Below are 12,015 nucleotides of genomic sequence, written 5' to 3' on the forward strand. Positions count from 1 at the left end.
CGGCCGCGGACGGGCATGTCTGGATAGGTTCACACTAGCCTGTTGGAAAGGGCAGGTCAATAGGGTCATGTTTTTTGGGCATGATGTGAAAAAGGGAGCACAGGCCGCGGTTGCCATGCGGCACGGCCTGACGTAAGGTAGCTGCCGACATTTCAGCACGTTCAGTGAGGTTTTTTGCATGAAAGAAGAGTCTCTCTGCCTCTATGCCGGCTATACGCCGGGCAACGGCGAGCCGCGCGTTTTGCCCATCACTCAGAGCACCACCTTTACCTATGCCTCCACGGCGGAAGTCAGCAAGCTCTTCGACCTTGAGGCCGAGGGCTTTTTCTATACCCGCCTCGGCAATCCCACCGTGGACGCGGTGGAAAAGAAGATCGCCGCGCTCGAGGGCGGCGTGGGCGCGCTCTGCACCTCGTCCGGGCAGGCGGCCAATATGCTGGCCGTGCTCAATCTGGCCCGCAGCGGCGAGCACATCGTCAGCACGGGCAGCATCTACGGCGGCACCTTCAACCTCTTTGCGGTGACGCTCAAGCGTATGGGCATCGAGGTGACCTTCGTGGATCAGCATGCCTCCGACGCGGAGATCGCCGCGGCCATCCGCCCGGAAACCAAGGCCGTCTTTGGGGAGTCCCTGTCCAATCCTTCCATGGACGTGCTGGACATCGAGCGGCTGGCCCGCATCGCCCACGCCCACGGCCTGCCCCTCATCGTGGACAATACCTTCGCCACGCCCATCCTCTGCCGTCCGCTGGATTTCGGCGCGGACATCGTGACCCATTCCACCACCAAGTACATGGACGGCCACGCGGTGCAGATGGGCGGCGTCATCGTGGACGGCGGCCGCTTCGACTGGGCGGCAAGCCCGCGCTTCCCGGAATTCGTGGAGCCGGACGACTCCTACCACGGGCTCGTCTATACGCAGGCCTTCGGCAAGGCGGCCTATATCGTCAAGGCCCGCGTCCAGCTCATGCGGGACATGGGCATGTGCCAGACCCCGCAGGGGGCTTTTTACATCAATCTGGGGCTGGAGACCCTGCCCATGCGCATGGAAAAGCACTGTGCCAATGCCCTGCGGCTGGCCCAGTGGCTGAGCGGACATGAGAAGGTGGGCGAAGTGCTCTATCCCGGGCTGGCGTCGAGCCCCTGTCATGCGCTGGCGCAGAAGTACATGCCCAAAGGCTGCAGCGGCGTGGTGTCCTTCACCCTCAAGGGCGGGCGCGAGGCCGGGGCCCGCTTCATCGACGCCCTGAACATGATATCCTTGCAGGTGCATGTGGCCGACATCCGTACCTGCGTTCTGCATCCGGCCAGCTCCACGCACCGTCAGCTCAGCGACGCGCAGCTGGTGGAAGCGGGCATCACGCCCGGCATGGTCCGCCTGTCCGTCGGGGTGGAGCATCCCGACGATCTGCTTGCCGACCTGCGGCAGGCGCTGGACAAGGCGTAGAGCGCTTTGCCTGAAAAGGCAAAGCGCGAGGCGGCAGCACAGCGCCGTCTCGCCGAAAGTAAGCGGAAAAACCGCGTTTTTTTCGCGAAACACCAGGCCGTATGTGTGGAACGCAAAGTGTTTCACACTGAAAATGCTCCAGGGGGCCCGACTCCCCACATAATGACAAAAAGAAAAGCCCCGCCAAAACGGGGCTTTTTTTGTGCTTGGAGCGCTTTGCCATTGAAAAAGGCAAAGCACGAGGCGGCAGACTTATTCCACCAGCCGGTCAGCCACCTTCTGCAGTTCTCTGAGCTCTTCCGTCAGGGCCTGCGTGGATTCGGTGGCCTGCGACATGGCATCGACCAGTTCCTTGCTGATGTGGTTGACTTCTTCCACAGCGCCGTTGATCTGGGCCGAGGTGGCGGACTGTTCCTCACTGGCGGAGGCGATGAGCCGCACCATGTCCGCCGCTTCGGTGGACAGGCTGACGATGTCGGCCAGATGGTCGCCGGACGCGCGGGCCAGCTCCGTCACATGGTTGATGTTGCTGACGGCCTCGTCCACGTTCTTCATGTTGGTGACGGCATCGCGCTGTATGCCGCCCATGGTCTTGTCCACCTCGGTGGTGGCGGCCATGGTCTTTTCGGCCAGCTTGCGCACTTCATCGGCCACCACGGCAAAACCGCGTCCGGCTTCCCCGGCGCGGGCGGCCTCGATGGCGGCATTGAGGGCGAGCAGGTTGGTCTGGTCGGCGATATCGGAGATGACGGTCATCACCTGGGTGATGTTCTGGGCCTCGCCATGCAGGTGTTCCATGTCCGTGCGCAGGCGCAGGGACTTTTCCTGCACGGCGCTGATGGCCGCCACCACCTCATTGACGATGTCCTGACCTTCGCTGGCCTTGTCGCGCATGGTGGCGGAATGGGAGGCGGCATCCTCCGCATTCTTGGCGATGTTGAGGACGGCGGCGTTCATCTGCTCCATGGCCGACATGGTCTCGGCCATGCGCTGCGAGGTCTGGCGCGAGGAGTCGTCCGCCTTGGCGATAAGCTGGAGCACGCTGCCGCAGGCCGTATTGGCCGTGCCGATGCGGGCGGTGGTCTCGCCGGCGGCCTCCTGGATGCGCTCGGCCGTTTCTTCCATGTGCCGTTGCTGACGGCTGATCTCCGTGTAGTCCAGCCAGACGACCAGCGTATCCCGGACGACCTGCTGATTGTCGAAAATGGGCGTGGCCATGGCCGCGCCGAAGACGTCACCCTTGCCGGGGATGTTCAAATGGCGATCTTCGCGCAGGGTCGTGCGCGATTCCACGCAACGGCGGCAGATGTCGTCATCCGCGCCGATGAAGGCGCGCATGTTCATGTTGACGTAGCTTTCCGGGTCGCCCTTGTGGGCAAAGAGCTCCAGCATGGGCGTATTGACGAAGCGGATGATCTCTTCAGTGTCGCAGACCATGACCGGCGTAGGCATGGAGCTCAGCACGCCCCGGGAGAAGGCGAGTTCCGCCACAAGCTTGTCCAGCATGTTGTCCAGCGCGCGGGCCAGGTCGCCCACTTCATTCCGGCTCGTGTTGTGCAGCCGGGAGGAGTGATCCCCTTCTTCGATGACCTGCCGGGCAAAGCGGGCGGTATCGGCCAGGGGACGGCAGATGCCCCGCCGCACGAAGATGAACGAATAGACCAGCGCGCCCGCCAGCAGCAGCAGGGTCACGGTCAGCAGGAGGATGCCCCGCATGACGCTGGCGCGGCTCTCTTCCACCTGAGATGCGGTGCGCGCCGAGAGGGCGCGGAAGAATTCGGCCAGCGGCTGCATGATCTTGTCGGTCTGGCTCTTGTAGTCCGCGCCGAAGACCAGCGAGCGGGCCAGTGCCAGGTCGGGCTTGCCCCGGACCTCGGAACCGTCCGGAGCGGTGGTGATGCCCTTGACGGCGTTCATGGCCTTTGTTTCAAGCACCACGAGCGCGTTGGAGAGGTCGTTGGCCTGCTTGACCAGAGCGAATTCCTGTTCGGTAAAGCCGTTTTCGCGCATGAGATCCGTCAGGCTGACGGTACGGCCGGGAGCGACGCTCTTGCTCTGGGAACGCGGGATCTTCCCGGCGCGTTCGTCCACGATGGCAAGATAGATCTTTTCGTAGCGGTCATCGCCGGTCACTGCATACTCCCGGACATTGTTCGTGAGCTGCTCCGAGGACTGCATGAGCTCGTTGGCCAGCTGGAGGGCGACCTCTTTCTGCCGGTTCATGCGGATGTTGTCTTCCACATTGCGGTACAGGTTCCAGACGAGCAGGGCGACACAGCAGATCAGAACGAACATGACGCCGTTGACGAGACTTGTCGAGCGCGAGATGGTCATGCGGATTCTCCCACTACGTGATATGTCGGTCTTATCGGCCCGCGCTCAAAAAACATTAGCGGGGATGTCCCTGATATATGGCAGGGAGGGAAATGTGATTCCGGTACGGCGGGGCCCGCGAGGGGGCGCCCGCCGTACCGGAGGAGGGAGAGGAAAGGTATCCGTCAGGCGGCGGGGCTGTTGACCTGCATCTTCCAGATGCCGCAGGGGCAGACGCCCGCGCAGATGCCGCAGCCGATGCAGCGGGCCGGGTCGGACGTGTAGGTGGCGCTGCCGTCCGCTTCCAGCGTGCGGCTGATAGCCTGCTGCGGGCAGGCCGTCAGGCAGAGGCTGCAATCCCGGCAGGTGCCGCAGCTGATGCAACGCTCATGATCATGGGCGGCATCGGGGCGCTCGGCGGACGGACAGGGGGCGAACCAGGCCGTATGCAGGCTGGCGGCCGGGACGCGGGCGCGCGCGGACGCGGCATCGGGGGGCGTGCCGCGCAGACGGACATCCACGGCCTCGGCCACGCGGCGGCCGGAACCGATGGCGTCCACCAGCAGGCCGGGCCGCACCACGTCGCCCACGGCATAGACATCCTCCAGCACGCTGCCGTCGGCGGCGGGGGAGAGCCAGTCGCGGAAGCGCGAGGCCGTCTCGGGCACGAAGTCCAGTTCCGGCGTCTCGCCCACGCTGATGATGACCATGTCCGCCGGGAAGAGGCGGCCCTCCTCGTCCACGAGGCCCTGTTCGGTGATCTCCTTCGTGCGCACCGGCCAGACGATCTTGCCGCCGAGGGCCTCGATATGGGCCATCTCGTGCGCGAAGGCGGCGGGCTTCTGCACGTCCACGCAGGTCACTTCCTTCGCGCCGCAGGCAAAGGCCCCGGCGGCCACGTCCATGCCCGCATTGCCGCAGCCGATGACCACCACCCGCTCGGGCACGGCGGGCGATTCGCCCCGGTTCACGGCCTTGAGGAAGTCGATGCCCGCCACGATGCGCTCCTTGCCCGGCCAGGGGAAGACGCGCGCCCTGTGACCGCCGGTGGCGATGATGAGGGCGTCGTGTTCCTTGCGCAGGGCGGCGAACCGTTCGGCATCCACCCGGCAGCCGGTGCGGATGGTGACGCCGGCCTCCCGGATGCGCCGTAGTTCCGCCTCCAGCACGCTTTCGTCGAGGCGGGCATGGGGGATGACTTGCCGCAGCTTGCCGCCGATGTCCTCGTCGGCCTCATAGACCGTGACGGCATGGCCCTTGTGCGCGAGCTGCCAGGCCGCGCTCAGGCCGCCCACGCCGCCGCCGATGACGCCCACGCTCTTGCCGCTGGCCGGCGCGGTGACCGGCAGTTCCGCATGGACGGAGAGCCGTCCCAGCGCGCCGATCTGGATGGCGTCGTCCAGCTCGTTGCGCGTACAGGCGGTCTGGCAGAGATTGGGGCAGACATGGCCGCAGACCGAGGCGGGGAAGGGGCTGTGCTCCAGCACGAGGCGCAGGGCTTCCTCCGTGCGGCCCTGCCGCAGGAGGTTGAAACGGCGCTGAGAGGGGATGCCCGCCGGACAGGCATGCTCGCAGGGGGCGGCATGGCGGGCGTTCTCCCAGACGGGGCGGCGCAGGCGGTCCGCGTCATGGGCCACAAGTCCGCATACGGCGAAGTCGTCCGGGCAGACGTCGCTGAAGATGCCGTCCTCCACCCAGCGGTTGCGGCGGAAGTCGTGCATGTCCGGCAGTCCCTCGTGACTGTCCGCGGCGTGCGGGGCGGGCAGGATCTTGCGCCAGTGCTTCCAGACGGTGAGCTCCCGGCGCAGGCGCGGCCGCTCCACGGCGTCGAGGAAGGCTTCCAGCCCGGCGTCCAGAAAGGCGATGTCGTCCTCGTCCAGCGGATGCACGGCCACGTCCGGCGGCAGTTCGCCCAGCGGGCCGCGGACATAGATGACGCCGCCCACCATGCCCACGCAGGGCCGTTCCCCCAGCACGCTGGTCAGGGTCTGGCTGTTCCAGCCGCAGACGATGGCCTTGCCGCCGCCCATGAATTCAAAGGAAAAGCTGCCCACGCTCTGCAGCACCCAGAGTTCCGGGGCCTCATAGAGCGGGTCGTGCTTCATGAGCGAGCCGGAGCGGGTCCCGGCGCGGCCGCCGATGTAGATGCGTCCGGCGGCGGCGCAGTGCCCCGCCGTGTCCCCGGCGTCGCCGCGCACGATGATGCGGCCGCCGGCATTGAGCCAGCCCACGTCCGCCGGGGCCGGGCCGTTGACGATGACCTCGGTGTCCGGCATGCACATGCCGCCCACGCGCTGGCCGGGATTGGTGACCAGGAAGCGCAGGGGCCGGCCTTCGGGGTTCCAGAGCGGCCCGCCGATGTCGTGCTGGCCGGAAGCTTCGATGACGAAATCGGTTTCGCCGCGTTCCACCGCCTCCTCGATGCGCAGCAGCAGGTCCTGCGTGGAAAGGCGCTGGTGTTCATGTACGGTCGTCAGATGCAGCATGACAAATCTCCGTCAGCAGGCGTAGGAAATGTGCAGGGTGTCGGCCACGTCCTTGCTGGTGGACACCAGCGCGTCGGAACGGCCCACGGGCAGGGAGCTGTTGCCCACCGGGGCGAGCAGCTTCCGCAGCTCGTCGTCAAAGGTCAGCATGTAGTCCACGATGTTCTGCGCGCCCCTGTCCACGTCCAGACGGCGGACGAGGCGCGGGTCCTGCGTGCAGATGCCGGTAGGACACTTGCCGGTGGAGCAGGCGTTGCAACGGCCCTGCTCGTTGCCCACGCAGCCCAGCAGCTGGATGAGCAGCTTGCCCATGATGATGCCGTTGGCTCCCAGACAGATCATCTTGAAGGCGTCGGCCGCGGCGTTGCCCGTCATGCCCATGCCGCCGCCCGCCCAGAGGGGGATCTGTCCCTGCAGGCCCTGCGAGACGGCGGCAAGGTAGCAGTCCCTCAGCTTGGAGACGATGGGGTGGCCGGTATGGTCGAGGGAGATCTCGTTGGCCGCGCCCGTGCCGCCCTGGATGCCGTCGATGAAGAAGCCGCCGCAGATGCGGTACGGGTCGCGCAAAAGGTTGTTGTAGACCGAGACCGAAGTGGCCGAGGCCGCGCACTTGATGGCCACCGGCACGCGGAAGCCGAAGGCCGCATTGAGGGAAAGGTGCATCTTCTGCACGGATTCCTCGATGGAGTAGAGGCCCTGATGGTTGGGCGGCGAGTGCAGGGTGGTGCGCGGCACGCCGCGGATGGCCTGGATATGCGGGGCCACCTTGGCCGCGGGCAAGAGGCCGCCGTCCCCCGGCTTGGCCCCCTGACCGATCTTGATGAGCACGCCCGCGGGATCGGTCTTCATGCGGGGCATGGCCCGGATGATGCGGTTCCAGCCGAAGTGCCCGGACGCGATCTGCAGGATCATGTAGCGGAGCTGGTCGGATTCCAGCAGGCGCACGGGCATGCCGCCCTCGCCGGAGCACATGCGGATGGGCAGGCCGCAGACCTCGTTGAGATAGGCCGTGGCCAGGGCGATGGCCTCCCAGGCGCGGGTGGAGAGCGCGCCGATGCTCATGTCGCTGAAGATGACGGGATAGATCCAGTGGACGGGCGGCGTGCGGCCGTCCAGCACCAGATTGTCCCCGTCACGCCGCAGGGGCAGGTCCTGCGCCAGCATGACCCGGCCCAGCGGGGCGCGCATGTCGAAGGTGTGGCGCTCGGAATCCAGCGCCGGGTCGGTCATCTGGCTGATGCGGCCTACCACGATGGCGTCCAGCGTGCGTTGGGTGTTGAGGTTGGTACGGCCGCCGCGCTTGAGGGGCCCCCCGGCGCGGGCCAGCAGGGCAAAGCGGTTGTCCGGGTTGCGGACGGGCCGTATGGCCCCGTTGGGGCAGACCTTTTCGCACATGCCGCAGCCCACGCAGGCGCGGGCGAATTCGGCGCGCTGCCGGATGACCGGACGCGGCCGGTGCTCCTGTCGCGGCGTGGGGAAAGGCCCGTCCGACAGGGGCAGGCTGTGCCGCCGCACGCTCACTTCAATGGCGTCGAAGGTGCAGGCCGCCACGCAGGAGCCGCAGAGCGTGCAGCTCGCCTCGTCATAGTCGATCTTCCAGCGCAGATCGTTGCGCCCGATATCCTGGGTCCTTACTGCTTCCATCTTTGCACCGCCAGATCGTTGTCGATGAGCACGAGCTCCCGCTCGTTGGGGTAGATGTCCTTCGAGGCGTCGCGGCCGGGCATGATGGCGTTGAGCCCGCAGACCTCCGAAGCCATGGCCGCCATGCCGTCGTCGAAGCCCACCACCACGGGCCGCAGCTTCTTGGAATCGCAGCAGGTGAGCATGCTGCCGTCGGGCAGCAGGCCGATGATGGCGTTGGGGCCGTTGATCTCCAGATGGGCCAGGGACTCGCGGATGCGCGTCAGCACCGCGCGGTCCGGGCGGGTCTCCACCTCGGCAAGGGGGAGGGGCGTGATGACGTGCTTGAAGTAGCGCAGGGGCCACTTCAGCTCATGCAGCACATAATGCAGGGTATAAAGGAAATTTTGCGAGTCGGACTCGAAGCCCACATAGCCCCGGTGCAGGGACTTCTGGAATTCCTTGTTTTTGGTGAAAAAGGTGTTCTCGCCATTGGCGCAGAGCGTATACCCCTGCAAAAAGAAGGGATGGGCCGCATAGCGCACGATGTCGTAATTGGTGTTCTGGCGGCACTGGGCCACGATGTTGCGGGCCAGCAGGCGGGAATCGTCGTCCCAGAGGCGGAAATAGGTGGCGATGTCCGCCGGATCGCCGATCTCCTTGAGGGTCAGCACGTCCGGCCAGAAGGAATAGACGTAGCCGGCATCATGCCGCTCCAGCAGCTCGCGCAGGGCCAGGCGCGTGTCCACAAGCAGCTCCTCACGCTCGGCCCGGCTGCGGTAGTGGTACACCTCGGGATAATCGTAATTGCGGAAGATGTACCGCGGCATGGCCTCGATGCGCAGGCCCGGACGCCGATCCACGTCCGGCACCCATTGCGCCGCCTGCACGAAACCTCGCTGCTCCATATAATCGTTGACCAGCTGCACCCCCTGCGGCGTACAGGCCAGCGAAAGCAGCGGCTTGTCCTTGTAATGGGCAAACACGCCCTCCAAATCCTGCATGACCAGCGCAAAGCCCGAATTGTCATGCCCTTCCTGCTGCGGCAGCATGAGCTGCAAGGCCGCCGAGGGCGCAAGAGGCGTCAGGCTCTTGATGGATCCGATTCTGCACATATGTCCGTCCTGTGGCGGCCCGCACCCGCCGAGTTCGGGAGAACGGACGCGGGCCGCACGTATTGAGGGTGTTTGTTGGTGTGTCGGCTATGGTCAGGTTGTTTGGGGGGAGGGGGACCCCCTCGCTCTGCTGTCGATGTCCGTAAGGCTCCTTTGTCGCCTAACGGACACGGCCCTTTGGGCCGCCCGTCGGGTCGCGCCTAGCGCGGGAGGGGGTCCCCCTCCCCCCAAGCCCCCCACCCCTCCCCCAGCGCGCTTTCATAGGGGGAAAGGGATAGTTGCCGTTCTCCAAACGTGACCATGTTCGTTTATTGATATTGCCCAAAATGCTTTGGGGTTTTGTGTTGAGGCCGGTAAAGCGCGTTTGGTGGGGATGGGGGGGCGGGGGGAAGGGGCCCCTTTGGGCGCGAGCAAAGGGGCCCCTTCCCCCCGCATCACCCCACTAATGCGTCCAGAGCAGTTCGGAGTAGGTGGGCAGGGGCCAGAGCTCGTCGTCCACCAGCAGTTCCAGGGCGTCGGCGTGTTCGCGGCAGAGCAGCATGGCGGGCAGCACGGCGTCGCGGGCGGTGCGGGCCATGTCGTGCGCGTCGGCGGCGGCGCGGCAGGCGGCGAGGGCGTCGGCCAGGGTGGCGGCGGCCTGCTGGAGCTGTCCCGTATGGGCATGCAGCTTGCGGAAGTGTTCGCTTTCGGCCTGGTCGCCATTTTCGGTCACGGCGCGCACGTGCATGAGCAGGCGGGCGGCGCTGTCTTCGGCGTGGCGGGCGGCGGGGAGGATCTGCCGGCTGATCATGCGCAGGAGGACGTCGCCCTCGATGCGTACGGTCTTGGCGTAGTGTTCGAAGAGGATCTCCTGCCGGGCCAGCATTTCCCGTTCACTGAGCACGCCCGCCCGCAGGAAGACCTGCATGACGTCGGCGTCGCTGTAGTGTTCCACGGCGGTGACGGTATCGGGGTAGTTGGGCAGGCCGCGGGCGGCGGCTTCTTCCTTCCAGGCCTCGGCATAACCGTTGCCGTTGAAGACCACGGGGGAGTGTTGACGGAAAAGGCGCGGCAGCAGGTCCTGGAGGGTCGCGTTAAGGGTTCTGCCTGCCGCCACGCCTTTTTCCAGCTCATCGGCGATGTCCTGAAGGGCGCAGGTCATGGCCGCATTGAGAGCGATGTTGGCCGGGGCCACGGACTGGGAGGAGCCCACGGCGCGAAATTCAAACTTGTTGCCCGTGAAGGCAAAGGGGCTCGTGCGGTTGCGGTCCGAGGTGTCGATGGGCAGGGGCGGCAGGCTGGAGACGCCGATCTCCATAACGCCGCTGCCGGTATCGGGCGCGGGCTTGCCGCTGATGATGCCCTCGATGACGCCGGTGAGCTCCTGACCGAGGAAGACGGAAATGATGGCCGGCGGGGCCTCGTTGGCCCCAAGACGGTGATCGTTGCCCGCGCCGATGGCTCCGAGGCGCAGGGCCGCGCCGTGCAGGTGCACGGCCCGCAGCACCGCCGCCAGAAAGACGAGGAATTGGGCGTTGTCCTGCGGGGTGGAACCGGGGTTGAGCAGATTGTTGCCGTCGGAGTCGGTCAGTGACCAGTTGTTGTGCTTGCCGCTGCCGTTGACCCCGGCAAAGGGCTTTTCGTGCAGCAGGCAGATGAAGCCGTGCCGTGCGGCCAGGTGACGCAGCATGTTCATGGTCAACATGTTGTGGTCACAGGCGATATTGGCTTCTTCATAGATGGGCGCGAGCTCGAACTGACCGGGGGCCACTTCGTTGTGGCGCGTCTTGGCCGGGATGCCGAGCTTTTGCAGCTCCCGCTCCACGTCCTGCATGAAGCTCATGACGCGGCCGGGGATGGCGCCGAAGTAGTGATCCTCCATCTCCTGTCCCTTGGGGGACGGCGCGCCCTGCAGGGTGCGGCCCGTGAGCATGATGTCCGGGCGCAGGGCCGCCAGACGGCGGTCCACCAGAAAGTATTCCTGTTCCGGGCCCACGCTGGCCCGCACGCGCTGGGCCGTGGTGTTGCCGAACAGGCGCAGGATGCGCAGCGCCTGCACGGAAAGCGCATCCAGCGAGCGCAGCAGGGGGATCTTGCGGTCCAGGGCCTCGCCGGAATAGGCGTAGAAGAAGGTAGGGATATGGAGGGTGGCCCCGTTGTCGTTGCGGACGATGAAGACCGGCACCGACGGATCCCAGGCCGTGTAGCCTCGGGCCTCGAAGGTGGAGCGGATGCCGCCCGACGGGAAGGACGAGGCGTCCGGCTCGCCGCTGATGAGCATCTTGCCCGAAAATTCGTTGATCATGTGTCCGTCCGGCGTGGGGGACAGAAAGGCGTCGTGCTTTTCGGCCGTGAGGCCGGTCATGGGCTGGAACCAGTGGGTATAGTGATCCGCACCCATTTCGATGGCCCAGTCCTTCATGGCGTTGGCCACCACGTCGGCGATGGCGGGATCGAGACGGCCGCCCTCGCTGATGATGCGGGCAAGACGGCGGTAGACGTCCTTGGGCAGGCGCTTGCGCATGGCGTCAAGGCCGAAGACATGGCAGCCGAATGTCTCCGCGCCGTCCGCGGCGGCGGCATCGCTTACGGCGGAAAGGCGCAGCGGGGCGGTGGACAGGGCTTCCTGCAGGGCGGAATGGCGTTGACTCTTCACGGGAATCCTCCGGGATGGTGAAACTCGGCGGAAACGCTTCAGCGCGTTCCCGCCCTCCCAAAGGCAGGAAGTGTGCCAGTCCTTTTTTGTTTTTGTAAGATGTTAAATTTATTATGTATTATTTTGTGTTCTCGTGCGAAGGGCGTGTCCCGTCCAGGTAAACGGTGATTTTTTCTTCTTTAGAGTAGAAAAGTAGGCGGAGATTGCGTGCACATGCGGCATAACGGGTATGTTTTTGTGTATAACATATGAGGATACTTGTTGAAAAATAAATATACAAAAATGTTGTTTAGTCGGATTTGCGCCGTAAAATACACATTTATGTTGAAAAACAACGGAAAGCCGCCCCGTCTGCCCCGTCGCGCGCGACGGCAGGGCAGAAATCCCGGCGCGAAA

At 65.3% G+C, this 12,015-nt stretch carries 6 protein-coding genes; 1 reads left to right on the forward strand and 5 read right to left on the reverse strand.

Translation table 11 applies throughout. The features are described from left to right. The first annotated feature begins 178 nt into the window (after positions 1 to 178). A complete protein-coding gene (locus Q0K12_RS07785) occupies positions 179 to 1,447 on the forward strand; it encodes an O-acetylhomoserine aminocarboxypropyltransferase/cysteine synthase family protein (RefSeq protein ID WP_297261699.1) in 1,269 nt (422 codons plus the stop codon). Positions 1,448 to 1,699: 252 nt separating this feature from the next. Here Q0K12_RS07785 and Q0K12_RS07790 read toward each other — a convergent pair whose 3' ends face one another. The 5 genes from Q0K12_RS07790 to Q0K12_RS07810 form a co-directional block, all read right to left on the reverse strand. Then, positions 1,700 to 3,781 carry a methyl-accepting chemotaxis protein gene (locus Q0K12_RS07790; protein WP_297261701.1) on the reverse strand — a complete coding sequence of 694 codons (2,082 nt, stop codon included), beginning with the start codon at positions 3,779 to 3,781 and terminating at the stop codon, positions 1,700 to 1,702. A gap of 164 nt (positions 3,782 to 3,945) precedes the next feature. After that, the gene (locus tag Q0K12_RS07795) at positions 3,946 to 6,246 is read right to left on the reverse strand and encodes an FAD-dependent oxidoreductase (protein ID WP_297261703.1); all 2,301 of its coding nucleotides are present in this window, start codon (positions 6,244 to 6,246) and stop codon (positions 3,946 to 3,948) included. 12 nt (positions 6,247 to 6,258) lie between these two features. Beyond that, entirely contained in the window at positions 6,259 to 7,890 is a 1,632-nt protein-coding gene (locus Q0K12_RS07800) for a glutamate synthase-related protein (protein WP_297261706.1), read from the reverse strand. Further along, on the reverse strand, positions 7,878 to 8,984 hold the full coding sequence (locus Q0K12_RS07805) for a glutamate synthase (RefSeq protein WP_297261708.1): 1,107 nt from the start codon (positions 8,982 to 8,984) through the stop codon (positions 7,878 to 7,880). Before Q0K12_RS07805 ends, Q0K12_RS07800 begins: the two co-directional genes overlap by 13 nt. 442 nt (positions 8,985 to 9,426) lie before the next feature. Next, the gene (locus Q0K12_RS07810; protein ID WP_297261709.1) at positions 9,427 to 11,619 is read right to left on the reverse strand and encodes a glutamine synthetase III; all 2,193 of its coding nucleotides are present in this window, start codon (positions 11,617 to 11,619) and stop codon (positions 9,427 to 9,429) included. Positions 11,620 to 12,015 lie beyond the last annotated feature (396 nt).

This window comes from uncultured Desulfovibrio sp., assembly GCF_944324525.1.
Taxonomy (GTDB): domain Bacteria; phylum Desulfobacterota; class Desulfovibrionia; order Desulfovibrionales; family Desulfovibrionaceae; genus Desulfovibrio.

What these genes read in the sequence shown, in the direction of transcription:
- Q0K12_RS07800 (WP_297261706.1), bottom strand. Translation starts at nt 7,890, where the DNA reads ATGGAAGCAGTAAGGACCCAGGATATCGGGCGCAACGATCTGCGCTGG.
- Q0K12_RS07785 (WP_297261699.1), top strand. Translation starts at nt 179, where the DNA reads ATGAAAGAAGAGTCTCTCTGCCTCTATGCCGGCTATACGCCGGGCAAC.
- Q0K12_RS07805 (WP_297261708.1), bottom strand. Translation starts at nt 8,984, where the DNA reads ATGTGCAGAATCGGATCCATCAAGAGCCTGACGCCTCTTGCGCCCTCG.
- Q0K12_RS07790 (WP_297261701.1), bottom strand. Translation starts at nt 3,781, where the DNA reads ATGACCATCTCGCGCTCGACAAGTCTCGTCAACGGCGTCATGTTCGTT.
- Q0K12_RS07795 (WP_297261703.1), bottom strand. Translation starts at nt 6,246, where the DNA reads ATGCTGCATCTGACGACCGTACATGAACACCAGCGCCTTTCCACGCAG.